Below are 25,774 nucleotides of genomic sequence, written 5' to 3'. Positions count from 1 at the left end.
AAAACAGTGCTTATTTCGCACGGCCTTTGTAGGAACCGCCTTCGCGGGTATCGATCTCGATCATGTCGCCGATTTCGATGAAGTCGGCAACCGACAGCTCGGTACCGTTCTTCAGTTTGGCAGGCTTCATCACCTTGCCGGAAGTGTCACCGCGAGCGGAGCCTTCGGTGTAGTCAACCTGACGCACGATGGTGGTCGGCAGTTCTACGGAAACCAGACGCTCTTCGAAGAACACGGCTTCGCAAACGTCGGTCATGCCTTCTTCAACGAAAGGCAGAACGCTTTCGATGTCTTCGGCGTTCAGCTCGTACATGGTGTAGTCAGTGGTGTCCATGAACGTGTAGGTGTCACCGCTGATGAACGACAGGGTGGCTTCTTTACGATCCAGGATCACGTCGTCCAGTTTGTCGTCCGCACCGTAAACGGTTTCGGTCTTGTAACCGGTCAGCAGGTTCTTCAGCTTGGTCTTCATGATCGCGCTGTTACGGCCCGACTTGGTGAATTCAGCTTTCTGAACCAGCCAAGGATCGTTGTCGATACGGATCACGGTACCGGGTTTGAGTTCTTTACCAGTTTTCATTGCGAATATCCGAATTTGGATGGGATTTACAAAAATCTAGGCCGCGTATCATATCCAATTTACCTAAAACTGTACCAGCGCCGTGGCAAGATCCGCTTGCAAGGCCTGTTCCAGACACCATGCCTCGGCGTTTTTCTCGAGTTCCGGCCAATGATTTCGCGCCGCCAGCCAGTGCTCGCCGATCGGTTGCCCGGCACTCCACGCTCGCCACAGACCGTTCATCGCCTGCGCCGCAGCGGGCGAAAGGCCGTGAGTGTAGAGCGCGAGAAAAGCATCGAGCTTGTCCAGATGGATGTCATCGTCCTGCTGATAGATGTGCCAGAGCATCGGCCGCCCCGCCCATTGCGCGCGCACGAATGAGTCTTCACCGCGCACCGCGTTGAAATCGCAACACCAGAGCAGGTGGTCGTATTGATCCTGACGGACGAACGGCAGCACCTGCACGGTGAGCGAATCGCGCACGTGAATCGCGCCGACCGTCAGGGTTTCTACCTCCAGCCAGCGCGCCACATCGCCGAGAATCCGCCCTTCCGGCACCAGCAGGTGAGTCGGCCGTGCATCGGCCGCCAGCACATCCAGCCAACTGGCCAACCCGGCGTTTTCATAAGCAAACAGCGAGATCAGTTGCGCATCGGGCGCGGGATCAATACCCAGACCTTGCAGGAAATGTCGCTGAGCCGGTCGATCCTGCTGAAACTGCCGACGCTGTTCGAGCAGTCCGCATTCGCGCAGCAGGCCACCGGTGCCCGGCTTGAAGCCCGGAAAGAAGAAGAACTTCTGCACCGATTTGTATTTCACCGACGGCAAGCCATGGCAGCCGGTGACCCAGTCTTCGGCGCTGAGATAATCGAGGTTGAGCCACAGCGGCGGCGTTTCCCGCGCAGCCATGCTGTCCATGTAATCAGTGGGCAACTGACAGGCGAAGGCGGCGATGACTACGTCGGCCGCCTCGGCGTGCAGCCATTCGCTCGGCCACTGTCGCACCTCGACGCCCTGCTGCCACTGCTGCGCAAGTTCAATATCGATCTCGGGACAGAGGCGCTCGAACGCGCGCAGATCATCCACCCACAGGCGCACCGGCAAGGCATGTTCGGCCACCAGTTGCCGGGCCAGGCGCCAGGTCACGCCGATGTCACCGAAGTTATCGACCACGGTGCAGAAAATGTCCCAGCGGGGTTTCGCTTCAGGCATGCCGTTCTCCCGTTGGCAAAAGACCTCGATTGTCCGCATAAATGCGCTCGCGCAGAAGAGCCGACGGCGATTAATCTTCGTGCGACAATCGCCACTTGCCCGCAACCATCCGCCAGGAGGCCGCCATGCCCTACCGTCCGAATCCGCGTCGTCCCTTGCCTGTTCAGCTTAGCGCGCTGCATCTGACCGGCAGCATTGCGCTGGGCCTGTGGCTGGGGTTCCTGGCGATTGCGCTGACCTGCTGGCTGCTTTCGCGCTTTATCTTTCCCGAGCAACTGGCCCCTGTCGCGCAAGCGGTGCAGCAGCGCGTCAATCCTCCGGCTGTGGCGCCCGTACAGGTACAGCCGGACATTCCACCGCAAAGTCCGCTGTTCCAACAGTACGAAGAAAACCTGCGCAAGAATGAACAGCAGGCCCGACTGGATCAGGCGCGCGCCAATTCGCGTAACGCGTCCAATCCGAAATGCCAGTTCTGGCTGCAGCAGGACCAGACCGCGCCGACCGAAAAGAGCCGCGCCAACGTTTTGCAATTCTGCGATTGATCATGAACAAACACAGCGTCCACCAGTTGATTCTCGACAAGCTGCGCATCGACCTCGACATCGCCGAACGCGCCGCGCAAACCGCTTACGAAACCGCGACCCACGAAGAAAACATCGCCGAAAACAAGTACGACACGCTGGGGCTGGAGGCGTCGTATCTGGCGGCGGGTCAGGCGAAGCGGGTTGAGGAAATCCGTCAGTCACTGGCGCTGTGCCAGAACCTGACCTTGCGTGCCTACGATGAAAATCGCGGCATCGAAGTCGGCGCCCTGCTCGGTCTGGAGGACGAAAAGGGTCGCGAGCAATGGCTGTTTCTGGCGCCGGATGCGGCGGGGCTGAAAGTCGACGTGGTCGGTCAGCCGGTTACCGTCATCACCCCGCGCTCGCCGCTGGGCAAAAGCCTGCTGGGCAAGTTCGAGGGCGATGAGGTGGAGATTCTGGTGGCGGGCACCCGGCAACAGTTTGCTGTCACCGAGGTGCTCTGAAGCGGGTGTTTAGTGAACGGGCAGTTCGACGCCGTCGAACAGCTCTTCGAGCTCTTGCTTGTTGTGGCACTGAATGGCCTTGGCCATGACTTCGCGGGTCAGGTGCGGGGCGAATTTCTCGATGAAGTCGCACATGAAGCCACGCAGGAAAGTGCCACGACGGAAACCGATCTTGGTGATGCTCGACTCGAACAGCTCGCTGGCATCCAGCACCACCAGGTCGTTATCGAGTTTGGTGTCGACCGCCATTTTAGCCACGATGCCCACGCCCAGCCCCAGACGCACGTAGGTTTTGATCACGTCGGCGTCAGCAGCGGTGAACACCACTTTCGGCGTCAGGCCACGATGGCTGAAGGCTTCGTCGAGCTTGGAACGGCCGGTGAAACCGAACACGTAAGTGACGATCGGATATTCGGCCAGCGCTTCGAGGGTCAGCTTCGGCAGCTTGGTCAGCGGGTGGCCGTGGGGTACGACCACGCAGCGGTTCCAGCGATAGCACGGCATCATCACCAGATCACCGAACAGCTCCAGCGCTTCAGTGGCAATGGCGAAATCGACGGTGCCGTCAGCGGCCATTTCGGCGATCTGCATCGGCGAGCCCTGATGCATGTGCAGGGCCACGTCGGGATATTGCTTGATGAAATTGCTGATCACCGGCGGCAGCGCGTAACGTGCCTGAGTGTGGGTGGTGGCGATCGACAGGGTGCCCTTCTTCTCGTTGGAGAATTCCTGGGCAATCTGCTTGATGCTTTCGACTTTGCGCAGGATCTCGCCAGCGGTGGTGATGATACGCTCGCCGGCCGGGGTGACGCGGGTCAGGTGCTTGCCGCTGCGGGCGAAGACTTCGACGCCCAGCTCGTCTTCCAGCAGGCGGATCTGCTTACTGATGCCCGGTTGCGAGGTGTACAGGCTTTGAGCGGTAGCGGAAACGTTGAGGTCGTGGTGCGCCACTTCCCAGATGTAGCGCAGTTGTTGAAGCTTCATATCAATCCCTCAAAGCAGGTAGACGCCACGGGCATCAGCGACGGTATATAACTATATTAATGGTTCGAAGAATAAATCTAGAACTTTTTTATCAAAACGCCATTATTCCTGCTTCAGCGATCCTCACGCCGCCGACGTTCCATCAGCGGCACCAGATAGACCGGCACCTTGGCCAACTGCAGGACCCGCGCCGCCGTGCGCCCCAACGGCGTTTCCGCGCCGACGCCATGGCTGTGACTGCCGACGATCAGCAGATCGACCGAGAGCTTGTGCACCTGATCGAGAATCACCTGCGACGGATCACCCTGCAGCACGCGCACCGCGCGAATGCGCTGCAGATCCTGTTCGCCGTCGTCCCCCAGCTCTTCACGAAAGCTGTCGAGCACCCGTTGTTCGATATTGGCGATGACTGTTTTCAGACCCTGACTATGGAATTCGTTCAATGCCTGTTCGTCGAGATAGCTTTGCAGCACCGACTCGGCAAACAGGCCCATGGGTTCCACCGCGTGCACTACATACAGATCGGCATTGAAGGTGCGCGCCAAGGCCAAGGCATGCTGCATCACGAACGGTGCGTACAGACCGAGGTCGGTGGCATACAGCATTGAGCGAATCATGGGACCTCCTCGCGAGCCAACGATGGCGGAGATTGATTCAGCTTAGCAGTGCCTTGGCGAGTACGACGTGCGACGCAACGTCCTGAATGAAAAGGCTCTAGATCGGCGGTTCGTTGCTGATGCCGTGGGGCACATGGCCGGTGGCGACCACTTCGCGAGCCAGTTCGCAATGGCCGGTCTGGTCATCGAAGAACACGTCGGCGGCGAAGGCTTCGAGGAACGCCGATTTGGTCAGGCCACCGAGAAACAGCGACTCATCGAGACGAATATCCCATTCCCGCAAGGTGCGAATCACCCGCTCATGGGCCGGCGCCGAACGCGCGGTAACCAGCGCCGTGCGGATCGGGCAATCGTCATCGGGAAACTCGCGCTGCAACAGATTGAGCGCTGCCAGAAAGCCCTTGAACGGCCCACCACGCAATGGCTCGCGTGCCGATTCGCGTTCCTTGGCCTGAAACGCTTCCAGCCCTCCGGACTGATAGACGCGCTCGGACTCGTCGGAGAAAATCACCGCGTCACCGTCGAAGGCAATACGTAATTCATCACTGGCCGCACGGCTCGCGCCACCGGACAGAATCGTGGCGGCGGCGAACCCGGCGTCCAGCGCCGCACGCACGTCTTCGGCGTGAGTCGAGAGAAACAGGTCGCAGCCAAACGCTTTCAGATAAGGGTACGGACTGCGCCCACCGACGAACGCCGCACGAGAAATCGCCAGCCCGTAATGATGAATCGAATTGAACACGCGCAGCCCGGTGTCGGCGCTGTTACGAGAAACCAGAATCACCTCGACCCGCGCGCGACCGAGGCGGCTGTTCAGGCTCAGGAGTTTTTCCACCAGCGGGAACGCATCGCCCGGCGCGAGGATTTCGTCTTCGTGCTCGATCTGATATTGCCGATAGGCTTCGACGCCGCTCGACAGGTAGACCTTGTGGCTTTCGCTCAGGTCGAACAAGGCGCGCGAGGAAATCGCCAGCACCAGTTTGTCATCGATGTTATTGGCCATGCCTTCCCCCAGAACAACCGACTCAGGTATTGCGTCGGTCGATAAAACCCAAATGGCGATACAACGCCTCGATGCGCGGCAACTCGCACCCCGCCGCTTTCGCCGCCGCCAGTGGCCGGGCGTAGATCGCCTCCAGCTCCAGCGGGCGTTTGTGTGCAAAGTCGTGGTACATGCTCGGCCAGTAATCGGGCATTTTCTCGGTCATGGTGAACAGGTACTCGGCATAGCCGGGCGGGATCTCGTATCCACAGGCCCGGGCGCCCTGCACCACTTCCGCCATCAACGCCTGAATCGACAGGCGGCTGTCAGCATCAGCCATCAGCGCTTCGGTTCCCGCGCCGAGCAATACCGAAAGTCCGTTATAAGGAATATTCCACACCAGTTTCTGCCAGCGCGCCTGATGCAGGTTGGCCATCGCCTGCGAGTCGATGCCGGCGGCACGGAACAGTCCGGCGCCCTCCTCGACGATCGCCATGCGCGCTACTTCATCAATGGCCGAGCCGCTGTGATAACCGACATTCACCGCGCCAAGGGCCTGATGGGTAATCTGCCCCGGCCCCTTGCGGTGCACGCAGATCAGGCACAGACCACCGAGCAGATGCAGTGAATCCGGCAACAGTGGCCGCAGGCTGTCTTCGACATCCAGACCGTTCTGCAGCAACAGCACTTTTGCGTCAGGTTTGGCGGCCTGAATGATCGCCGGGGCCAGCCCGGCGTTACTGGTGGTCTTGGTGCCGACCAGCAGCCAGTCACAGGGCGGCATGTCTTCGGCAGCGGAATAGGCATTGGCCGGATTCAGCGTCAACGGCCCGTGCACCGCACTGTTGATCTGCAAACCGCGCTCAGCCACGGCGGAAAATTCGCTGCGCAACAAAAAGTGCACCTCAAACCCGGCACGCGCCAGCATCACCCCGTAGAACCCGCCGATTGCACCGGTGCCGATAATCCCCACCACCGGTTTGCTGACTGTCTCGCTCATGGCAACTCCTCTGCAATTCGACTCAGCGATTGCGCCACCGCCTGGTTGAGTTGATCAACCGTCAGGCGAGTGTGCACTGCGCCAAAGAACTCGCCGTCGCGCACCACAAACAGCGCCGGCAAATGAAACACCTGATAACGCTCGACCAGGCCGCCGTTGTTGCCGGCGTCGATCCAGCACAGCCGATCGATCGCCAGCGGCAATCCCGGCAACACCTCGCGGGCATAACGACAACTGGCACAGCCGACGCTGGTGAAGATCACCAGAGAAACCCCGCGCATCGCCAGCAGCCGCTGGTCGGCGTCGAAGTCGGTCAGCTCGGATTCGACCACTATACTGGGGGAAACAATGTCAGATGGCCGACACAGGGAGTCTGTGCTCATGGGACGTTTCATTCCTCATCCGGACGAAGTGCCGGTTGAATTGACGTTACTCAAGCCTGAATGCATTTCCAGACAACAGCTGCACACTATCAGCCTCGGCGGCATCGCTTGCAATTACCACCGCGCCTGGCGCCACGGCACTGCGCTGCAAGTGCGCATGCCGACGCTGAATGCCGACTTCTGTTATCCGGGCTATGTGGCCTGGTGTCTGCGGCGTAAAAAAGGCTATCTGGTGGGCATTGCCTTCACTGACGAACAGACCCTGTTCAGCGCGCGAATGGGTGAGCAGGTGTGTCAGATCGAACGCTATTCACGCATGCAGGACAGCCACGACGATCTGCAGGATAGTCAGGCGCTGGCCCTGCAGTGGGTCGAGGAGCACGCCGAAGAGTTCTCCCACGACAACCTGCGCAAGGCTTTTGCGCAGCCAGCGCTGGACTAAAGCACGGTTTGCCCATTGTCGAGCCGCCTCTGACGCGCTAAGGTTCGGCTCCCCCGACGCGCTAAATCTGCTGTGCTCCGCCGCGCGGGGATCGCTGGCGGCCGGCACCCGTGACCTGACGAGTAAACGATGGCTGATTTACCGATCAACGACCTAAACGTCGCCTCTAACGAGACCCTGATCACTCCCGATCAGCTCAAGCGTGATATCCCCCTGAGCGACGCCGCCCTGCGCACCGTCACCAAGGGCCGCGAAGTCATTCGCAACATTCTCGATGGCACCGACCACCGTCTGTTCGTCGTGATCGGCCCGTGCTCGATTCACGACATCAAGGCTGCCCACGAATACGCCGATCGACTCAAGGTGCTCGCCGAGGAAGTCTCCGACACCCTGTATCTGGTCATGCGTGTGTATTTCGAGAAGCCGCGTACCACCGTCGGCTGGAAAGGTCTGATCAACGATCCGTATCTGGACGACTCGTTCAAGATCCAGGACGGTCTGCACATCGGTCGTCAGTTGCTGCTCGACCTGGCCGAGAAAGGCCTGCCGACTGCCACCGAAGCCCTCGACCCGATCTCCCCGCAGTATCTGCAGGATCTGATCAGCTGGTCGGCCATCGGCGCGCGTACCACCGAATCGCAGACTCACCGCGAAATGGCTTCCGGCCTGTCCTCGGCGGTCGGCTTCAAGAACGGCACCGATGGCGGCCTGACCGTGGCGATCAACGCCTTGCAGTCGGTGTCCAGCCCGCACCGTTTCCTCGGCATCAACCAGGAAGGTGGCGTGTCGATCGTTACCACCAAAGGCAACGCCTACGGTCACGTGGTGCTGCGCGGCGGTAATGGCAAGCCGAACTATGATTCGGTCAGCGTGGCGCTGTGCGAGCAGGCGCTGAACAAGGCGAAGATCAAGCCGAACATCATGGTCGACTGCAGCCACGCCAACTCCAACAAGGACCCGGCCCTGCAACCGCTGGTGATGGAGAACGTCGCCAACCAGATCCTCGAAGGCAACCAGTCGATCATCGGCCTGATGGTTGAGAGCCACCTGAATTGGGGCTGCCAGGCGATTCCGAAAGACCTCGCCGACCTGCAATACGGCGTGTCGATCACCGATGCCTGCATCGATTGGTCCGCCACCGAAAACACCTTGCGCAGCATGCACGCCAAGCTCAAGGACGTATTGCCGAAGCGTCAGCGCACGTAAGCACGGTTTTACGGATATAAAAAAACGCCGGACATTGTCCGGCGTTTTTGTGTGTGCGATTCAGATCTTCGCGGCGCGACGCTGATGGCGTTCCATGTAGCGCTCGACGTAGGAGCAAGACGGGATCACCGTGTAGCCCATTTCTTCGGCGTATTGCAGCGCGCGTTCAGTCAGCGCTGCGGCAATGCCACGGCCACGCAGGGCATTGGGCACGAAGGTGCGGTAGATATCCAGGGTCTGCTTGCCCAGATCCATGTAGGTCAGGTAAGCACGATGACCGTCCACAGTGGTCTCGAATTGATGACCAGCCTGGTCATGGTGGATGGACAACGCCTCGCTCATCACTACTCCTCGCGGGTCTTGAATTGTGACCCCTACCTTACCGATGTTTTTCCGGCGAAGGAACATCTACGCCACCCCGTGCCTGATGGACACTGAGAAGAGCCACACCGATCTCGCGCAATCTGACACCTGCTGAATAGTAGGCACCATTGTCGAAAATGCTCAAGGTACGCTCGTCATCGGATGGTTTGCGTGCATTGGCATCGATGGTCGCAGGTTCGGTCGCAAGACAATCTTTGCGTGCCGTTTGCCTGAACATTGCCGGAATGTTGAGACTTAAGACGTGCAACCTTTTTTAAAGTCACCTGTACATCAACAAAGATACGCGAAGCGCTTCGCAGAACCTGAACAAAAGTGTGGACGAATTCATTTAGAAAGACTTTAGCCGAAGTCGCAAAAACAGCGCGCGAGGGCGGGAACTTTTTCCGTTTGAGTCGCTCACGCCGGGGCTTGCAGCTGGATATTTTTTATACAGCGCAGTTAAAAGTTGCTCGAAAAAGAATCAACGCCTACAATTTTTTTTGCTTCTTGCGCTACGTCAGTTTACTTACTACAAGTAATGGGTAGTATGTACGCCGGCTATTTCCTCAATCGTGAGGAGACAGCCACTTAATTTGAAAGTCCTTGAAGGGGAACACGATGAACAACGTTCTGAAATTCTCTGCTCTGGCTCTGGCCGCAGTTCTGGCTACCGGTTGCAGCAGCGCATCGAAAGAAACCGAAGCACGTCTGACCGCTACTGAAGACGCAGCTGCTCGCTCCCAGGCTCGTGCAGACGAAGCTTACCGTAAAGCTGATGAAGCTCTGGCTGCTGCTCAAAAAGCACAACAGACTGCTGACGAAGCTAACGAGCGTGCTCTGCGCATGCTGGAAAAAGCTAGCCGCAAGTAATAATCCCTCGGGATTGTTATCGAGCCGATCCGGTTTTCCGGGTCGGCTTTTTTGTGCCCGGTGCTTTTCTCCGGGCAATAAAAAACCCGCCGACACTGCACGCATCGGCGGGTTTCGATCAGCTCTTATTGCTGCAGGTCGATCGGTGCACTGCTCACCATTGGCGCCGAGGTATTCGGCACGGCGATCTCTACCGGCAAGCCGTCTTCGGCGGCGACCACATCACGCACCACATCCCAGTTCATGCGCAGGTTGCTGGTGATGTCTTCACGCTTGAGCATCGCGTTGATTACCGCCGTGTGCTTGTCGACCACCGACGGGTTGCCCTTGTCGTCGAGCGGCGTGTGCGCTTCCAGATAGACCTTGCCGCCACTGCGACCGAACTTGTACGGGTCGTTGATGATGCGCACCGAGGTGCCGACCGGGACCATACCGGCCATTTCCAGCACGTTGTTGTTGAACATGCGGAAACAGCCGTGGCTGGTGCGCATGCCGATGCCGAACTTCTTGTTCGAACCGTGGATCAGGTAGCCCGGCGTGCCGAGGGTGAACTTGAACGGCCCCAGCGGGTTATCAGGACCGGCCGGCACCACATTCGGCAGCGGATCACCGTCAGCAGCGTGTTCGGCCTTGATCGAAGCCGGAGGCGTCCACGTCGGGTTCGGTGTCTTGGCGATGATCGAGGTGTGCGCGATCGGCGAGCCCCAGCCTTCGCGGCCGATACCCAGCGGGAACGTGTACACCACGTCGCGGCCTTTCGGGTAGTAATAGAGACGGTATTCGGCGAGGTTGATGACGATGCCTTCACGCGGGCCCGGCGGCAGGATGAAGCGCGTCGGCAGGACGATCTCGGTACCGGCGCCCGGCAGCCAGGCATCGATGCCCGGGTTGGCCGCAACCATTTCCGAATAGCCCAGATCATAGGTGGTGCCCAGGTCGGCGAAGGTGTCTTCGTACTTGGCTTTGATCACCTGCACCTGGCCGACGATGTCCTCGCCGGGTGGTGGCAGGGGAAGCTCCAATGCAGCAACGGGACCGGCCACACACAGGGCGGCAAGTGACAGGCAGCGGGTGACGGCAGGAAAGCGCGGCAACATCCGGAAAATCCTTCGCATGATCATCAAGGGTATAAGGGCGCGATTGTACACCGCGGCTTGGGGATTCGGGGAGGTAGCACCGCTATTGGCGACAGGGTGCGTTCAAGGTGGGAGCGAGCCTGCTCGCGAAAGCAGTGTATCAGCGACCATAAATGTCGATTGATAAAACCCCTTCGCGAGCAGGCTCGCTCCCACACTTTGATCTTCAGCGCTCAGAGTTCGAAACGCAGCTCAGGCCAGATCGGCGAGGTGCCGCGCTTCTGCGATTCGAGAATCGCCCGGCACAGCGAGCACAGGCGCTGATCCTGGAACACCCGCCGATCAACATTCGACCAGCGCGGTTGCGCCGGCAGCAGAGTGCCGCAGAGCGTGCGATCGGCCGAGCCGCCGAGTTCCAGCTGCCGCGTCACCAGATGCACCCGCACTTCCTGGCAGGCGAACAGATCCAGCTGCTCGTCAGGCTCGATCAGTTGGTAGGCAAACAGGGACCAGGCAGGACGCGGCATCGGGGGCTCCAAATTAGGGGGCGCCACATTAGCCGAAAGCCTGCCTCTAGAAAAGCCTCATAACAGCGGTTTTAGCGTCGGCCAGACATTTTCCAGCAACTTGCCCTGAGCCCCGGCGGCCGGGTGCAGACCGTCGGCCTGCATCAGCTCCGGATGACCACCGACACCTTCGAGAAAAAACGGCACCAACGGGATGTTTTTCTCTTCGGCGAGCTTGCCGTAAACCTCGGCGAACGAATCGGTGTAGCGCTTGCCATAATTGGGTGGCAACTGCATGCCGAGCAGCAGCACTTTCGCGCCGCTCTGCCGCGAGCTGTCGATCATCGAGGCAAGATTTTGTTGCAATTGCGTTGGCGGCATCCCGCGCAGGCCGTCATTGCCACCCAGCTCGAGGATCACCAACTCCGGCTTATGCTCTGCAAGCAGCGCCGGCAGCCGCGCCTGGCCTCCGGCGCTGGTGTCGCCACTGATCGAGGCGTTGACCACTTTATCGTCGAAACCCTCCTGTTTGAGCCGCTGCTCGAGCAGCGACACCCACCCCAGACGGGTATCCAGGCCGAAACCGGCGCTGATACTATCGCCAACGATCAGGACAGTACCCGCCGCTGCGTTCTGGGCCATGCACATCAAGGCCAGGCCAGCACTCAAAAACCATACACGCATCGGATTCTCCATGGGCGCAAGCATTCTCACCGCGAAGAACCTCAGCAAAGTGGTCCCTAGCGCGGAAGGTGAACTGACTATCCTGCACGAACTCAGCCTGGAACTGAACAAGGGCGACAGCCTGGCCATCGTCGGCGCGTCCGGTTCCGGCAAATCCACCCTGCTCGGCCTGCTCGCCGGCCTCGACCTGCCGAGCAGCGGCGAAGTCACTCTCGCCGGCCAGGGCCTGAGCAATCTCGACGAAGACCAGCGCGCACGAATCCGTGCCGAGCACGTCGGGTTCGTCTTCCAGTCGTTCCAGTTGCTCGACAGCCTCAACGCGCTGGAAAACGTCATGCTGCCGCTTGAGCTCGACGGCCGCAAAGATGCCCGCGAGCGCGCCACGCAATTGCTTCAGCGCGTCGGCCTCGGGCAGCGCCTGACCCACTCGCCGCGCCAGCTCTCCGGCGGTGAACAGCAGCGCGTGGCCATCGCCCGCGCCTTCGCGGCCGAACCGGACGTGCTGTTCGCCGACGAGCCGACCGGCAACCTCGACAGCCACACCGGCGAGCGCATCAGCGACTTGCTGTTCGAATTGAACAAGGAACGCGGCACCACCCTGGTGCTGGTGACCCACGACGAACGCCTGGCCCATCGCTGCCGGCGCCTGATCCGTCTTGAAGCCGGGCTGCTGGTCGCCCCTCTGGAGCCTTGATGGCACGTCTGCCGCTGTTGCGTCTGTTCAGTCTTGCCCTGCGCCAGCTCATGCGCGATGCCCGCGCCGGTGAGTTGCGCGTGTTGTTCTTTGCGCTGGTGGTGGCCGTCGCGGCGAGCACCGCGATCGGCTATTTCGGCGCCCGCCTCAATGGCGCGATGATGCTGCGCGCTACCGAGTTTCTCGGTGCCGATCTGGTCCTTGAAGGCAGCTCGCCGGCCCGCGAGGAGCAAATCCGCAGCGGCACCGAACTGCGCCTCAATCATGCGCAAGTGGTGGAGTTCTCCAGCGTCATTGCCACCGACAACGGCATTCAGTTATCCAGCATCAAAGCCGTCGACCGTGCCTATCCACTGCGTGGCGAGCTGAAGAGCGCGCCCGCACCCTTTGCCCAGGAAGAAGTCGGCGGCGAACCGCAACCCGGTGAAGCCTGGGTCGAGGCGCGTCTGCTGACCGCGCTGGATCTGAAGATCGGCGACAGCATCGACGTCGGCATGAAGACGCTCAAGCTGACCCGCGTGCTGACCTACGAGCCGGATCGCGCTGGCAACTTCTACAGCCTGACGCCACGGGTACTGATCAATCTTGACGACCTCACTGCCACCGGCGTGGTGCAACCGGGCAGCCGGGTAAGCTATCGAGAACTGTGGCGCGGTGAACCGCAGACGCTGGAAACCTATCGTGAATTGATCAAACCGGGTCTCGCTGCCAATCAGCGAATCCAGGATGCCCGCGACGGCAACCGACAGATTGGCGGCGCGCTGGGCAAGGCCGAGCGCTACCTGAACATGGCCAGTCTGGTCGCGGTGTTGTTGGCTGGCGTGGCCGTGGCGCTATCAGCCAACCGTTTCGCCAGTCGGCGTTTCGACGCCAGTGCCTTGCTGCGCTGCCTCGGCTTGTCGCGCCGGGAAACCATGGTGCTGTTCAGCCTGCAACTGACGGTGCTCGGCCTGATTGCCGCCATCAGTGGCGCCCTGCTCGGTTGGCTGGCGCAGTTGGGTCTGTTCGCCCTGCTGCATGATTTGCTGCCAAGTGACGTGCCACCGGGTGGCCTGTTTCCGGCGATGGCCGGGATTGGCACCGGGCTGGTGGCGCTGGCGGGTTTTGCCTTGCCGCCATTGGCTGCACTGGGTCGCGTGCCGCCGCTGCGGGTGTTGCGCCGCGACATGCTGCCGATCCCCTCAAGCACATGGATGGTCTACGGCGCGGCGCTGGGGGCGCTGGGCCTGATCATGTGGCGTCTCAGTCTGGATCTGCTGCTGACCTTCGCCCTGCTTGGCGGTGGCGTAGTCGCCGCGCTGGTACTGGGCGGCCTGCTGTTGTTGCTGCTGCAAAGCCTGCGCCGCCTGCTCGCCCGCGCCTCGTTGCCATGGCGTCTGGGCCTTGGCCAGTTGTTGCGGCATCCATTGGCGGCAGCCGGGCAGTCGCTGGCGTTCGGTCTGATCCTGTTGTCGATGGCGCTGATCGCACTGCTGCGCGGCGAGCTGCTCGACACCTGGCAAAACCAGCTACCGAAAAACGCGCCGAACTATTTCGCGCTGAATATCCTCCCGGCTGACAAGCAGGCCTTCGCCGATCACCTGATCAAGGTGTCCGCGCAAGCGGCGCCGTTGTATCCGGTGGTGCCAGGACGACTGATCAGCATCAATGGCGAAGCGGTGCAGCAAATCGTCAGCAAGGACTCGGCCGGTGACCGCGCCATCCAGCGTGACCTGAGCCTGACCTGGGCGGCGGATCTGCCGGCCGGCAACAAGCTCACCGCCGGCTCGTGGTGGAGCGGCCAGCCGTCCGATGATGTGCCGGGGGTTTCGGTGGAAGGCAAGGTTGCCGAAAGCCTGAAACTCAAACTCGGCGATCACATGGTGTTCAGTGTCGGCGGGGTCAATCGCGAAGCGAAGGTCACCAGCCTGCGCGAGATCAACTGGGACAACTTCCAGCCGAACTTCTTCATGATCTTCCAGCCTGGCACCTTGAAGGATCTGCCGGCGACCTACCTGACCAGCTTCTATTTGGCCCCTGGGCATGATCAGCAGATTGTCGAGCTGTCGCGGACCTTCCCGGCGGTGACCATCCTGCAAGTCGAAGCCTTGCTCGAACAGCTGCGCAGCATCCTCGCTCAGGTCACCCTGGCGGTGGAATATGTGTTGTTGTTTGTTCTGGCTGCGGGGATGGCGGTGCTGTTCTCCGGTCTGCAAGCGACGCTGGATGAACGCATCCGCCAGGGTGCGCTGTTGCGCGCGCTGGGCGCCGAGCGGCAGTTGCTGATCAAGGCGCGGCGTATCGAATTCGGTTTGTTGGGTGCGGTCAGCGGTCTGCTCGCGGCGATCGGTTCGGAGGTGGTCAGTCTGGTGCTGTACCGCTTCGCCTTCGATCTGCCATGGCATCCGCATCCATGGCTGCTGGTGCTGCCGTTGATTGGCGCCGCACTGATTGGTGGCGCCGGTGTGTTCGGCACTCGCCGGGCGCTGAACGCCAGCCCGCTGACAGTGTTGCGCGAGGGTTGATAGACTCACGCGGTCTTAATCACAAGAAGTCGCCATGAGCCGTTATCGCCCTCCCCGCACCGCCGGCACCGCGCTGATCACCCCCGAGGGTGAAGCGCGGATGCGCGCCGAATTCCATGAGTTGTGGCATGTACGTCGCCCGCAGGTCACCCAGGCGGTGAGTGAAGCGGCGGCGCAGGGCGATCGTTCGGAAAACGCCGAGTACACCTACGGCAAGAAGATGCTGCGCGAAATCGACAGCCGCGTGCGTTTTCTCACCAAACGCCTGGAAGCGCTCAAGGTAGTCAGCGAAAAACCCAGCGACCCGCACAAGGTCTATTTCGGCGCTTGGGTAACCATCGAAGACGAAGACGGCAAGCAATCGCGCTACCGCATCGTCGGCCCCGATGAACTGGACCTCAAACAGGGTTTGATCAGCATCGACTCGCCGCTCGCCCGCGCGCTGATCGGCAAGGCACTCGACGCAGAAGTGCGGGTGCAGACGCCGACCGGCGAGCAGTTCGTTTACATCGTTGCGATTGAATACCCGTAAGACTGATCAGCGCCGAGTGATCAGGCCCTGCCGTGCAACGCGGGTCAGTTGCTTGATCATTTCCGGCGCATCTTCTGCGCTCGGCGCCTGAATCACCGCCAGATCGAAGCTGTCCGTAGCGAAACGCGCCAGCGACTCGCCGTCATCAACAAACTGGATCAGGAACGCGGCAGGACCGCCGCTGCGACGTGGCCAGCCATCGAGATAACGCAACAGCGTCGGCTGGTGTTTGCCGCCAAGAAGAATTTTCGGGTTGCGCTGGGTGACATGTGCCGTGATCGGCGCGGGACGTGCAGGAGGGCGTAATGCGTTCATCGTGTCGTGTCTCTGCCTCAAAAGTCTGCATGGCAGGTGAGAGGCAACACCGAACCAGCGCTTTAGCGGTATTTCGAAGCCCTGTTCCGGCTTCTGACGGTAACTGTAGAAGTCACCTGGCGCCCCGCAAGTAGCTGTTTAAATCGGCGCATGGGCAACATCCTAGAGAACGTGACCGACCAGTGTCAAGAATCCCCCGCAACAAAAAAAGGCCCGCGCAATGCGGGCCTTTGCCTTGAGCCAGAGCCTTCAACCGGCGATGGCACGATCCGCCGAGAGCTTGCCGGCACCTTCGATCAGTACCGCGATGCTGCCGGCCAGCAGAGCCAGAGCAAACTCATAACCGTTGTTGGCCATGAACAGACCGTTGCCGATGTGCACCGAGAAGATCGCCACTAGCGAGAGGAACGCCAGACCCAGTGCCGCCGGGCGTGCCAGCAGGCCGATGATCAGCGCCAGACCGGCGAAGAACTCGGTACCGCCGGCCAGCGAGGCCATCAGATAGCCCGGGGTCAGGCCAATGCTCTCCATCCATTGCGCGGTGCCGGCCAGGCCGTAACCACCGAACAGACCAAAGAGTTTCTGCGAACCGTGGGCGGCGAAGATCACGCCGACAGCAATGCGCAGGACAGTCAGGCCGTAACCGGCGCGGGTGAACAGAACCTTGTTGATCAGAGAGCTCATGGTGCATTCCTTGTTGTGCAGAAGTGTTTGTGTGTTTGGGTTGGTCGCCATATTAATCAGTTTATTTCATGTTTAAAGCGCAAAAATTTCGCCATAACAATCGAATTGTTAGATTATTTCCGTGTGACCACTTTCTGCTGCCGGGGCTCGAGCGACTCACGCTCCCGGTCGAATGCCAGGTAATACTTGTTCACGCTATTAACATAGCTGACGGCGCCCATCCCCACCTGCTCCATGGCGATGCGCTCGACCTGGAAGAACCACTGGTTGGGATTGAGACCACGGCGGCGGGCTTCGGCGCGCATGCCCTGCACGCGCTCGGGCCCGATGTTGTAAGCGGCGAGGGTGAACGCCATGCGCTCACGCTCGTTGAGTTTCGGGCTGCTGAAGAACTTGCGGCGGATCATCGCCAGGTACTTGGCGCCGGCCTGCACATTCGCATCGAGATTCTGGATATTGCTCACGCCGACCCGCTGCGCGGCGGACGGGGTGATCTGCATCAGCCCGGTCGGGCCGCTGCCGCTGCGAGCGTTGGGCTGCAGACGCGATTCCTTGAACGCCAGCGCCGCCAGATTGAGCCAGTCCATGTTCTGCGCGTCGGCATGCTTCTGCAGGGTCGGACGGAGTTTTTCCAGACGCTGGCGATCGGCCTTGGCCAGCGGATTGTGTACTTGATACAGGCGTCGATAGATGCGCAGAAACGCCGCGTCTTCGTCCGACGGTCTCTTGTAACCGGTGAGGAAGCGATCGATGCTCGCGCGCAACATCGATGCATCGCGACGCACGAACCAATGCTCCTCGCCCGGCTCGCCGAGGCTCAGTTGCCGATCGAGACGCAGCTTCGGCAGGATCTTGCCCCAACGCTCGGCAATCGGTTGCTCGACGATGGTCAGGTGGAAAATCCCGCCCTGAACCATCTCCAGCACATCTTCGACCGCCAGCGTCGGATCGACCCATTCGATATTGATCGGCGCGAGTTTGTGCAGCGCCAGTTTCTGGTTGAGCTGGCTGACCACCTCCCCCGCCGCACTACCGGTGGGCAAGGCCAGGGTCTTGCCGGACAGTTGCTCGACCTTGGTGTAACGGCGCTGGCCCTTGATGCCGACCAGCACCAGCGGCACGTTGCTGGCAATCGGCTCACTGCTGGCCACTGCATAGCCCGATGGCAGGTCGAGCAATTCACCGGGCGCGACCATATCGCCTTCGCCGCGCTGCAAGGCGCCGAGCAATTGATCCTTGGCTTTGGGAATGATCTTGAGGGTGACTTCCTGGCCGTCCCGAGCATGGCTATTGAGGTATTGCTCGAACGCGCGCAGTCGGTGGTACTCGACACCGATGGCCTGGCCCTGGACTTCGCCGGAGCTGTTGCGGCTCTGATTGACCAGCACCCGCAACACGCGGCTGCTGCGGATTTCCGAGAGGTCGCGAACCTTGCTCGCCGGCACGGCTTGCAGCGGCCCGGGCAGGCGTGCGGCCGCCGTCATCGGCAGCAGCAACGCAGCACACAACAGCAGCAGAACCGAGGGACGATGCATCCACTCTCCGAAAAGAATACGGGGCGATTCGTCGCAAAAAAGACGACATCACCGACGAAAACAGAGCGCTCTGAGCGCTGGTAAAGTGCGAGAGACTGGCACAGTGATGGCATCGTCGCCAGCCCGGAGTTCTTCGCGGCCTCAACAGACAGCCATAAGTCTTTGTAGTTCTTGGCTTTTCTTATAAATCTACAGCTCTGATATGCTTTCCGGCCTTCGGCCCGAGGTAGCACCATGCAACTCATCGATATCGGCGTCAACCTGACCAACCCCAGTTTCGCCGACAAACACCAGGCCGTGCTCGACCGCGCCTATGCCGCAGGCGTCTGCCAACTGGTGCTGACTGGCACCAGCGTCGAGGGCAGCGAGCAGGCGCTGGAACTGTGCCAGCAACTGGATGAAAGCGGCCAACGGCTGTTCGCCACCGCCGGTATTCACCCGCATTCGGCCAGCGACTGGAACGCTGACAGTGCTCGTCGCCTGCGCAGTCTGTTGAACGAATCCAACGTCGTCGCGGTGGGCGAATGCGGGCTGGATTTCAACCGCGACTTCTCCCCGCGCCCGCAACAGGAAAAGGTCCTGGAAGAACATCTGGCGCTGGCCGTCGAACTGCAATTGCCGGTGTTCCTGCACGAGCGCGATGCCAGCCAGCGGCTGCTGGAGATCCTCAAGGACTTCCGCGATCAACTGCCGGCGGCGGTGGTGCACTGCTTCACTGGCGAGCAAAAGGCCTTGTTCAGCTACCTCGATCTGGATCTGCACATCGGCATCACCGGCTGGATCTGCGACGAACGCCGGGGCACGCATCTGCATCCACTGGTCAAAGAGATCAAAGCGGGACGGCTGATGCTGGAAAGCGACGCGCCATATCTGCTACCGCGCACGTTGCGGCCGAAGCCGAAAAACGGCCGCAACGAACCGGCGTATCTGAGCGAAGTGCTGCGCGAGGTGGCGTTGCATCGCGGCGAGACCGAGGAAGCGCTGGCCGCACATACCACCGCGTGTGCCCGAGCGTTCTTTAAACTCCCCATTCTCACCTGACTGCACACCTCCCCTGTGGGAGCGAGCCTGCTCGCGAAGGCGGTGGATCAGCTACAAATGGGCTGAATGACGCAGCGCTTTCGCGAGCAGGCTCGCTCCCACAATAGATCTCGGCATCTGTTGATTCATATCAAAACTCCCGAATCTGCATAGCGGCACAATAATGGCACCTTGCCAAAACTGTTTCCGCTATCAGAGAAGACCTCCATGGGTGCCTGGCTTAGCAACATCTCGCTGAAATACAAATTCTGGGCGGTCAATGCGGTCGCCTTTGTCACCACCCTGCTGCTCGTACTGTACGCCGTGCATCTCGAACAACAGGCCCGCAGTCATGCCTCGCAGGCATCCGCGCAGGCGCAGGCGCAATTGCTCAAGGCCTGGCCGCTCGGGCAATCGTTGCCCAAGTCCGCTCAGGTGCTGACCTTCAAGCGCGGTGAAGCGCCGCGTCTCAATGATCAACCGCTGCTGGAAATCAGCGGCAGCAACGGCTGGAACGTCATCAATGAAATGCCACTGTTCGGTGACGACCCATTGATCGGCGCCGAAGTGTTCAGCCGTACCGACGGCGAGCAAGTGGCGGTCATCGCCTATGCCCCGAGCCTGAGCCAGGTGTTCAGCGAGCGTTTCGCTAACTATGCGCTGGCGGTATTCATCCTGATGCTGGCAATGCTCGGTGCCTCGCAATTGTTGATCCGCTTTCTGCTCAGCCAGCTCAACACGTTGAAAGACGTGATGCTGCACGTTGAAAAAACCGGCGATCTTTCTGCTCGTGTGCCGCTGGTGGGCAAGGACGAAGTCGGGCAGATGGCCAATGCCTTCAACGCCATGCAGGCCGGTTATCAACGCGTCGTGACCACCGTTGCCAGCACCGCGCGACAACTGGATGACGGCGCTGCGCGGCTGGCCTCGAGCATGAATGATGTGCGCCACGGCATGCTCGGCCAGCAAAGCGAAACCGACCAGGCTGCCACCGCGATCAACGAAATGACCGCCACCGTTTATCACATCGCGCAACACGCCGGCGCCACCCGCGATCTGTCGAAAACCGCCGATGGTCTCGCTGGAAGCGGTCAGCAGGTGGTGGCGCGCGTGCAGCAATCGATTGCCGGGTTGTCCAGCGGCGTGCAGCAGACGGCAGAAATGATTCAACGCCTGGCCGAGGACAGCCAGAAGATCAACGGCGTGGTCAGCGTGATTCACAGCATTGCCGAACAGACCAATCTGCTCGCGCTCAACGCGGCGATCGAAGCCGCGCGCGCCGGGGAGATGGGTCGCGGCTTTGCCGTGGTCGCCGATGAAGTGCGCAACCTCGCCAAGCGCGTGCAGGCGTCCACCGACGAGATCACCGGCATGATCGCCGCGTTACAGGCCGGCACCCGCGATGCGGTGGATTTCATGCAGGAGAGTTCGTACAAGGCCGACGACTGCGTGCAGCAGGCGCAGGAGGCTGGCGCGGCGCTGGCGGAAATCACCGGAGCGGTGGCGCAGATGCGCGAAAGCAACACGCAGATTGCCGTGGCGGCGGAACAGCAGAGTCAGGTTGCCGAGGAGATGAATCGCGCCGTGGTGAGTATTCGTGATGTGACTGAGAACACCGTGCAGCAGACTGTGGATTCGGCGACGACCAGTAACGAGTTGGCGACGTTGGCCGGGGAACTGAACAAGGCGATAGGTCAGTTGAAACTCTGATGGCCTATTCGCGGGCAAGCCCGCTCCCACAGGAATTTTCTACAATCAACAATTGTGCGTACACCGAGCACACTGTGGGAGCGGGCTTGCCCGCGATGGCGTCCGCTCAGGCGACATCAAATATTGCCATTGCCGCTATCAACTCAATAGCCAACCTTGATTCGCCGCCCTCCGCGCCCGGGCCTATTCTTCAACCATGAAGTTCAACATGGATCGAGGAGTAGCAAACATGGGCAAACGTCACCCCAACCTTCCCGCGTGGCAATGGCGCGCGTACCCGGGCAACCATCAGCATCCGACCAATCTGGTCCTGCACTTGATTGCCGTGCCGTTGTTCATCGTGGCGTTTCTGTTGATCGTGTCGGGAGTGTTCAGCCTGAGTCTGGCCAGCGTCGCCATCGGTGTGATCGGTATCATCGCGGCGCTGGGTCTGCAGCGCCACGGCCACGGCCTGGAGGCGCAAGCCTCCGAGCCGTTCAGTGATCGCAAAGATGCCGTGTCACGTTTGCTGGTCGAGCAGTTTCTGACCTTTCCGCGGTTCTTTCTCAGCGGTGGCTGGTGGCGCGCCTGGCGTGAGCGCCACCGTCGGCATTGAGTCAGGCGAAGATCGTCACGGTCTGCCGACTCATGGCAATCAACTCTCCCTTCGCACTCCACAACTTCGCGGCGACATGGCCGTAGCCGTCGGCTGCGTATTCGATGTCGGCCAGGTATTGGCACCAATCCAGCGTGCTCAAGTCGTGTAACGGCTGCACGAATTCGATGGTCCAGGTCAGCGTGCTACCCGGCGCCGGCTTCTTCAGATACGGCAACAGCGCCGGCGGCCAGGCATCCACCAGCGCCAGCAGATGCGCCTCGTTGACCGACTCCTCTTTGACATCCCCACGCAACCGCACCCAGCCGCCCATCAAGCGCGAGGCCGTGCCGGAAAACGGAATACCGCCGACGCTCCAGCGCATCGCCAGATGGCGCATGAATTCCGGGGTCACGCCTTTGATGTAGGGCAGCTCCTGGCATTCGTCCCAGTGCTTCATCGTTGGCGCCGGGTAGGCTTCGACGGCGACTTCCGAAGGCCGCGAGGCACCGAAGCTGCCCTGAATGATCGTCACCACCTGACCATTCTGCATGGCGCGGCCCAACACCTGGCTGACGGCTTTGCCTTCACGCAGCACATCGACTTCGAAACTCACCGGCACCTCCGGCTCGACCGGGCCGACAAAGGTAATCGCCAGCGAACGCACCGGGCGCTCCGTCGGCACCCTGGCGCGCATGGCTTCAAATTGCAGCGCGGCCACCAGCCCGCCAAAACTGGCACGGCCCTGCCCCCATTCGGCGGGGATGGTCACTTCAGGTTGTTGGCGGACAGCATCGAGCAGATCGCAAAAGCGCATGGCAACCTCGGAAGCGTGAAAGGAATGCGCGGATCTTACCCAGCCCCGGGCGGCGACGCAGCGTCTATTCCGGTCAAATGGGCTGACAGATAGGCCTTGGCCCGATTCCTTCAAGCGACAAATCACCTTGTGGGAGCGAGCCTGCTCGCGAAAGCGGTCGATCAGTCGACAACGATTGCGACTGACACGGCCCCTTCGCGAGCAGGCTCGCTCCCACAGGGGAACAGAGCCATCTTCAGGAGTGTTTGAAACACGTCGCGCTGAGCTTCTCCAGCACTTGATCGGCCTTCAGCTCTGCCTTGATCAACCCCGCCTGCCAGGTGGCCACGCACGGTTGCAGATCGGCTTCCTGCTCGGCACGCGCCAGCCATTGCCAGCAATCGTGCCAGTCGCCCAGTGCGCCTTGCGCCGATTTCAGGCGTTTGTAAGCCGGTTTCGGCAAGCGATCGAGCTCGGGATAGGCTTCGATGCCATAGCGTACGCGCTTGATCAGCAGGCGCAGACGATGGCGGTCATGGGCCGGATCGTGCAGCGCCGCGTCGAGCTTCTGCCATTGTTTGCCCAAGCGTTTTTCGATGCGTTTATCCAGATCCTTGAGCAGCCCCTGACGCTGGGACGCGCGCAAAAATCGTGGAAAGGCGTCGAGAATCATCAGCAACGAAGCCAATTCCGCACTCGCCGCCAGCGCCGGATACGCTTCGGCCATTTGCGCCAGACGCCGCTGCGCAGCCTCGGGCTGATCATGCTCGAGCAGATACGCCGCGAGCACTTCGCGATCACGCCACGGTGTGGTCAACTCGCCCACCGCAGACGCCGCCGCCTCCAGTTGCTCGACACCCGGCAAGCCGCGCAACGGCCGCAACAGACTGCGCAACCGCCGCACCGTAGTGCGCAAATCATGCAACGCCTCGGGATCAGTGCGCGCAGTCAAGCGCGCCTGACATGCCAGCAGCCGCACATCCAGGCTCAACACATGAGCCACCAAGCGATCGATCATGGGGGTCTACTCCGTAGGACAGCTTCAAGTTGCAAGCTACAAGCTGAACGCGGTCGCTTTAAGCTTGCCGCTTGCAGCTAGAAGCTTGCAGCTGCTTTTTTAACGTCCTGCGCGGGACTCGCGAATGTAGAAGCGGGCTTTTTCGGCTTTTTTGCTGCAGCCTTCGAAGCCTTCGAATTGTTGCTGGGTCTTGGCGGCGGTCAGCAGCGACAGCGCTTTGGAATAGCTGACGGTGCCGGCGAAGCCTTCAGCCTTGGCCAGGTCCAGTTCGTGCCAGGCCGCGTCGAGTTGGCTGCCGCAGCTGTCGCGGTACGCGGTTTTGCCGGCGCAACCGGCCAGAACCAGAGCCATCAACGGTACACAGATCCAGGCTTTCATCACTCACACCTCAAGGTAGGTCAACAGTCGTGCAGGTAAGACGGTCAAGCGGTGAAAAAGTGCCTCGCTGACCGGTCAAACCACGTGGCGCAGAGCATAGCGCGCAAGCGTGCGCCGCGAACGAAAAACGACGTCACTGCTTCACGCAACGACCTTGGCGATTGAGCCGCTTGGCCGATGCGTGCATTGTGCAGGCTTGTCGGGAGGAAGTTTGATGAAAAAGCGTGTCGCACTGGTGCTGGGCTCCGGTGGCGCCCGGGGCTATGCCCATATCGGCGTTATCGAAGAAATTGAAAAACGCGGCTACGACATCGCCTGCATTGCCGGTTGTTCGATGGGCGCGGTGGTCGGCGGGATCTATGCCGCCGGCAAACTGGATGAGTACCGGCGCTGGATCGAAAGCCTTGATTACCTCGACGTGCTGCGCCTGGTCGATGTGAGTTTCCGTCTCGGCGCGATTCGCGGTGAAAAGGTCTTCGGGCAGATTCGCAAGATCGTCGGCGAGATCAACATCGAAGACCTGCGCATCCCCTACACCGCCGTCGCCGCCGACCTGACCAATCAGCAGGAAATCTGGTTTCAGGAAGGCTGCCTGCATCAGGCCATGCGCGCCTCGGCGGCGATTCCCAGCCTGTTTACCCCGGTGATGCAGGGCAACCGCATGCTGGTCGACGGCGGCATTCTCAATCCGTTGCCGATCGTTCCGGTGGTATCGAGCCATTGCGACCTGATCATCGCGGTCAACCTCAACGCCACCAATCAGCGCCAGTACAAGTTGCCGGTGATCGAGCGGCCAGCGGCGTTCCGTTCGCGCTTCGACAGTCTGATCAAATCCATGGGTTCGAAGTTGCCGTTCCGCCGTAAACAGGCCGAGCAATTGTTGAAGCTGGAACAGGAAGCGTTGCGCGCCGAGGCGGCGGAGATCAACCCGTGGCTCGAAGGCGTCGAACCGGAAAGCCAGCAACCGGCTGCCGCTCCGGAACGCGAAGGCGCGCCGAAATCCGCCACCGGTTCGTTCATCATCGATAACGTCGGGCCAGCGTCGTTGCTGGATCTGATCAACCAGAGTTTCGAGGTGATGCAGACCTCACTGGCGCAGTACAAGATTGCCGGGTATCCGCCGGACATCCTGATCAACGTGCCGAAGCGGGTATGCCGGTTTTTCGAGTTCTACAAAGCGCCGGAGTTGATCGCGCTGGGGCGGGAGATTGCCAGTGATACGCTGGATCGGTATGAGCAGGAGCAGGGTTGAAATCCTGAAAGTCCTTCAGTGTTTATTCTGGCCTCTTCGCGAGCAAGCTCGCTCCCACAGGGGAATGCATTCCAAATGTGAGAGCGAGCTTGCTCGCGAAAGCGCCGGATCGGCCACTACAAAGCTACAGGCCGTTCTCACTCAACAACCGATACCCAACCCCCGCCTCAGTCACGATAAACCGTGGCAGGGTCGGGTCATCCGCCAGTTTCTGCCGCAGATGCCCGACCACGATGCGCAGGTAATGACTGTCCTCGGTGTGCGTCGGTCCCCAGATATCCTTGAGCAATTGCTGCTGGGTGATCACCCGCCCCGGATGCCGCGCCAGTTGCGCGAGCACCGCATACTCCTTGCGGGTCAGGGCGACTTCGGCACCGTCGAGCAGCACGCGCCGATAGGCCAGATCCACGGTCAGAGGGCCGAAACTCAGCGCCGCTGGCTGCGCCTCCCCCGCCGGTGCCTGGCGCAACAACGCGCGAACCCGGGCGAGAAATTCCTGGATGCCGAACGGTTTGGTCACATAGTCATTGGCGCCGCCATCCAGCGCTTCGACCTTTTGCCCTTCACTGGCGCGCACAGACAACACCAGCACTGGCGTGGTCGCCCACTCGCGCAACTCGCGCAGGACCTGCTGACCGTCCATGTCCGGCAGGCCGAGGTCGAGCACCACCAGGTCCGGTTTGCTCAGCGCGGCTTGTGCCAGGCCTTCAGCGCCGGTGCCGGCTTCAAGCACTTTGTAGCCTTGTGAGGCGAGGCTGATGCGCAGGAATTTGCGGATCTGCGGTTCGTCATCGATGACCAAAATGGTCGCGGTCTGGCTCATGAATTCACATCAACACAATAGATTGGCA

Annotated in this window: 30 protein-coding genes; 12 read left to right on the top strand and 18 right to left on the bottom strand. The window is 60.7% G+C overall.

What is annotated here, in order from left to right:
- Positions 1 to 10: 10 nt before the first annotated feature.
- Positions 11 to 580 (bottom strand): elongation factor P, encoded by a 570-nt coding sequence (locus AAEZ10_RS10860; protein ID WP_003226785.1) that lies wholly within the window; start codon positions 578 to 580, stop codon positions 11 to 13.
- Positions 581 to 643: 63 nt separating this feature from the next.
- Complete coding sequence (gene earP / locus AAEZ10_RS10855; RefSeq protein ID WP_350569148.1) at positions 644 to 1,771, bottom strand: elongation factor P maturation arginine rhamnosyltransferase EarP; 1,128 nt, start codon at positions 1,769 to 1,771, stop codon at positions 644 to 646.
- Between the two features lie 125 nt (positions 1,772 to 1,896).
- Between earP and AAEZ10_RS10850 the strand changes: the two genes are divergently transcribed.
- Positions 1,897 to 2,313: a hypothetical protein gene (locus AAEZ10_RS10850; RefSeq protein WP_056788478.1), complete on the top strand. Its 417-nt coding sequence runs from the start codon at positions 1,897 to 1,899 to the stop codon at positions 2,311 to 2,313.
- A gap of 2 nt (positions 2,314 to 2,315) precedes the next feature.
- On the top strand, positions 2,316 to 2,798 hold the full coding sequence (locus AAEZ10_RS10845; protein WP_071173126.1) for a GreA/GreB family elongation factor: 483 nt from the start codon (positions 2,316 to 2,318) through the stop codon (positions 2,796 to 2,798).
- A 9-nt stretch (positions 2,799 to 2,807) separates the two neighbouring features.
- On the opposite strand, the gene cysB is transcribed toward AAEZ10_RS10845, so the two are convergent.
- The 5 genes from cysB to AAEZ10_RS10820 all read right to left on the bottom strand — a co-directional run bounded on the left by cysB (position 2,808) and on the right by AAEZ10_RS10820 (position 6,764).
- Entirely contained in the window at positions 2,808 to 3,782 is a 975-nt protein-coding gene (gene cysB, locus AAEZ10_RS10840) for an HTH-type transcriptional regulator CysB (RefSeq protein ID WP_016770873.1), read from the bottom strand.
- Between the two features lie 113 nt (positions 3,783 to 3,895).
- Complete coding sequence (locus AAEZ10_RS10835; protein ID WP_016770874.1) at positions 3,896 to 4,399, bottom strand: universal stress protein; 504 nt, start codon at positions 4,397 to 4,399, stop codon at positions 3,896 to 3,898.
- A 97-nt stretch (positions 4,400 to 4,496) separates the two neighbouring features.
- Entirely contained in the window at positions 4,497 to 5,402 is a 906-nt protein-coding gene (locus tag AAEZ10_RS10830) for a 5'-nucleotidase (protein WP_024013777.1), read from the bottom strand.
- 22 nt (positions 5,403 to 5,424) lie between these two features.
- The gene (locus AAEZ10_RS10825) at positions 5,425 to 6,381 is read right to left on the bottom strand and encodes a putative 2-dehydropantoate 2-reductase (RefSeq protein ID WP_350569145.1); all 957 of its coding nucleotides are present in this window, start codon (positions 6,379 to 6,381) and stop codon (positions 5,425 to 5,427) included.
- Positions 6,378 to 6,764, bottom strand: a complete 387-nt coding sequence (locus AAEZ10_RS10820) for a thioredoxin family protein (RefSeq protein ID WP_350569143.1) — start codon at positions 6,762 to 6,764, stop codon at positions 6,378 to 6,380. The genes AAEZ10_RS10825 and AAEZ10_RS10820 overlap by 4 nt, the downstream gene beginning before the upstream one ends.
- Between AAEZ10_RS10820 and AAEZ10_RS10815 the strand changes: the two genes are divergently transcribed.
- On the top strand, positions 6,763 to 7,206 hold the full coding sequence (locus AAEZ10_RS10815; protein WP_024013780.1) for a PilZ domain-containing protein: 444 nt from the start codon (positions 6,763 to 6,765) through the stop codon (positions 7,204 to 7,206). The two genes, AAEZ10_RS10820 and AAEZ10_RS10815, sit on opposite strands and share 2 nt — an antisense overlap.
- Before the next feature lie 129 nt (positions 7,207 to 7,335).
- Positions 7,336 to 8,412, top strand: coding sequence for a 3-deoxy-7-phosphoheptulonate synthase (locus tag AAEZ10_RS10810; RefSeq protein WP_016770878.1), 1,077 nt, complete (start codon positions 7,336 to 7,338; stop codon positions 8,410 to 8,412).
- A gap of 60 nt (positions 8,413 to 8,472) precedes the next feature.
- Here AAEZ10_RS10810 and AAEZ10_RS10805 read toward each other — a convergent pair whose 3' ends face one another.
- Positions 8,473 to 8,754, bottom strand: coding sequence for a GNAT family N-acetyltransferase (locus AAEZ10_RS10805; protein ID WP_016770879.1), 282 nt, complete (start codon positions 8,752 to 8,754; stop codon positions 8,473 to 8,475).
- A gap of 639 nt (positions 8,755 to 9,393) precedes the next feature.
- On the opposite strand from AAEZ10_RS10805, the gene oprI reads away from it, so the two are divergent.
- The gene (gene oprI, locus AAEZ10_RS10800; protein ID WP_003183784.1) at positions 9,394 to 9,645 is read left to right on the top strand and encodes an outer membrane lipoprotei OprI; all 252 of its coding nucleotides are present in this window, start codon (positions 9,394 to 9,396) and stop codon (positions 9,643 to 9,645) included.
- 125 nt (positions 9,646 to 9,770) lie between these two features.
- Here oprI and AAEZ10_RS10795 read toward each other — a convergent pair whose 3' ends face one another.
- The 3 genes from AAEZ10_RS10795 to AAEZ10_RS10785 form a co-directional block, all read right to left on the bottom strand.
- The gene (locus tag AAEZ10_RS10795) at positions 9,771 to 10,742 is read right to left on the bottom strand and encodes a L,D-transpeptidase family protein (protein ID WP_024013783.1); all 972 of its coding nucleotides are present in this window, start codon (positions 10,740 to 10,742) and stop codon (positions 9,771 to 9,773) included.
- Between the two features lie 212 nt (positions 10,743 to 10,954).
- Entirely contained in the window at positions 10,955 to 11,248 is a 294-nt protein-coding gene (locus AAEZ10_RS10790; protein ID WP_016770881.1) for a hypothetical protein, read from the bottom strand.
- Positions 11,249 to 11,305: 57 nt separating this feature from the next.
- Positions 11,306 to 11,911 (bottom strand): arylesterase, encoded by a 606-nt coding sequence (locus AAEZ10_RS10785; RefSeq protein WP_162999803.1) that lies wholly within the window; start codon positions 11,909 to 11,911, stop codon positions 11,306 to 11,308.
- 10 nt (positions 11,912 to 11,921) lie between these two features.
- Between AAEZ10_RS10785 and AAEZ10_RS10780 the strand changes: the two genes are divergently transcribed.
- The 3 genes from AAEZ10_RS10780 to greB are packed head-to-tail and all read left to right on the top strand — an operon-like array spanning position 11,922 to position 15,641.
- Entirely contained in the window at positions 11,922 to 12,605 is a 684-nt protein-coding gene (locus tag AAEZ10_RS10780) for an ABC transporter ATP-binding protein (RefSeq protein WP_016770883.1), read from the top strand.
- Positions 12,605 to 15,109, top strand: a complete 2,505-nt coding sequence (locus AAEZ10_RS10775) for an ABC transporter permease (protein ID WP_207807751.1) — start codon at positions 12,605 to 12,607, stop codon at positions 15,107 to 15,109. Before AAEZ10_RS10780 ends, AAEZ10_RS10775 begins: the two co-directional genes overlap by 1 nt.
- A gap of 34 nt (positions 15,110 to 15,143) precedes the next feature.
- Positions 15,144 to 15,641 (top strand): transcription elongation factor GreB, encoded by a 498-nt coding sequence (gene greB, locus AAEZ10_RS10770; RefSeq protein ID WP_076563732.1) that lies wholly within the window; start codon positions 15,144 to 15,146, stop codon positions 15,639 to 15,641.
- 6 nt (positions 15,642 to 15,647) lie between these two features.
- Here greB and AAEZ10_RS10765 read toward each other — a convergent pair whose 3' ends face one another.
- The 3 genes from AAEZ10_RS10765 to AAEZ10_RS10755 all read right to left on the bottom strand — a co-directional run bounded on the left by AAEZ10_RS10765 (position 15,648) and on the right by AAEZ10_RS10755 (position 18,175).
- Positions 15,648 to 15,956, bottom strand: a complete 309-nt coding sequence (locus tag AAEZ10_RS10765) for a hypothetical protein (protein WP_041478394.1) — start codon at positions 15,954 to 15,956, stop codon at positions 15,648 to 15,650.
- Positions 15,957 to 16,205: 249 nt separating this feature from the next.
- The gene (locus AAEZ10_RS10760; protein WP_016770887.1) at positions 16,206 to 16,640 is read right to left on the bottom strand and encodes a DoxX family protein; all 435 of its coding nucleotides are present in this window, start codon (positions 16,638 to 16,640) and stop codon (positions 16,206 to 16,208) included.
- A 113-nt stretch (positions 16,641 to 16,753) separates the two neighbouring features.
- Complete coding sequence (locus tag AAEZ10_RS10755) at positions 16,754 to 18,175, bottom strand: MltF family protein (protein ID WP_350569137.1); 1,422 nt, start codon at positions 18,173 to 18,175, stop codon at positions 16,754 to 16,756.
- Between the two features lie 234 nt (positions 18,176 to 18,409).
- On the opposite strand from AAEZ10_RS10755, the gene AAEZ10_RS10750 reads away from it, so the two are divergent.
- The 3 genes from AAEZ10_RS10750 (at position 18,410) to AAEZ10_RS10740 (ending at position 21,500) form a co-directional block, all read left to right on the top strand.
- Positions 18,410 to 19,216 (top strand): TatD family hydrolase, encoded by an 807-nt coding sequence (locus AAEZ10_RS10750; RefSeq protein ID WP_350569135.1) that lies wholly within the window; start codon positions 18,410 to 18,412, stop codon positions 19,214 to 19,216.
- A 207-nt stretch (positions 19,217 to 19,423) separates the two neighbouring features.
- On the top strand, positions 19,424 to 20,905 hold the full coding sequence (locus AAEZ10_RS10745) for a methyl-accepting chemotaxis protein (protein ID WP_350569134.1): 1,482 nt from the start codon (positions 19,424 to 19,426) through the stop codon (positions 20,903 to 20,905).
- A gap of 229 nt (positions 20,906 to 21,134) precedes the next feature.
- Positions 21,135 to 21,500 carry a DUF962 domain-containing protein gene (locus AAEZ10_RS10740; protein ID WP_016770891.1) on the top strand — a complete coding sequence of 122 codons (366 nt, stop codon included), beginning with the start codon at positions 21,135 to 21,137 and terminating at the stop codon, positions 21,498 to 21,500.
- Between the two features lies 1 nt (position 21,501).
- Here the strand turns inward: AAEZ10_RS10740 and AAEZ10_RS10735 are convergent, their stop codons facing one another.
- From AAEZ10_RS10735 to AAEZ10_RS10725, 3 genes are all read right to left on the bottom strand, one after another.
- Positions 21,502 to 22,296: an acyl-CoA thioesterase gene (locus tag AAEZ10_RS10735; RefSeq protein ID WP_110601561.1), complete on the bottom strand. Its 795-nt coding sequence runs from the start codon at positions 22,294 to 22,296 to the stop codon at positions 21,502 to 21,504.
- Between the two features lie 235 nt (positions 22,297 to 22,531).
- Positions 22,532 to 23,293, bottom strand: coding sequence for a CHAD domain-containing protein (locus tag AAEZ10_RS10730; protein WP_350569132.1), 762 nt, complete (start codon positions 23,291 to 23,293; stop codon positions 22,532 to 22,534).
- A gap of 99 nt (positions 23,294 to 23,392) precedes the next feature.
- Positions 23,393 to 23,671: a hypothetical protein gene (locus AAEZ10_RS10725; protein WP_016770894.1), complete on the bottom strand. Its 279-nt coding sequence runs from the start codon at positions 23,669 to 23,671 to the stop codon at positions 23,393 to 23,395.
- 214 nt (positions 23,672 to 23,885) lie between these two features.
- Here AAEZ10_RS10725 and AAEZ10_RS10720 point away from each other — a divergent pair, with 214 nt between their 5' ends.
- Positions 23,886 to 24,923 carry a patatin-like phospholipase family protein gene (locus AAEZ10_RS10720; protein WP_039759961.1) on the top strand — a complete coding sequence of 346 codons (1,038 nt, stop codon included), beginning with the start codon at positions 23,886 to 23,888 and terminating at the stop codon, positions 24,921 to 24,923.
- Between the two features lie 124 nt (positions 24,924 to 25,047).
- Here AAEZ10_RS10720 and AAEZ10_RS10715 read toward each other — a convergent pair whose 3' ends face one another.
- Positions 25,048 to 25,746, bottom strand: coding sequence for a response regulator (locus AAEZ10_RS10715; protein WP_350569125.1), 699 nt, complete (start codon positions 25,744 to 25,746; stop codon positions 25,048 to 25,050).
- Positions 25,747 to 25,774: the final 28 nt, after the last annotated feature.

Source organism: Pseudomonas sp. H26/SER47-MNA-CIBAN-0231 (assembly GCF_040310465.1).
GTDB lineage: Bacteria > Pseudomonadota > Gammaproteobacteria > Pseudomonadales > Pseudomonadaceae > Aquipseudomonas > Aquipseudomonas atacamensis.
The sequence above is the reverse complement of the archived record's forward strand: the minus strand, read 5'-3'. Positions and strand labels throughout refer to the sequence as shown.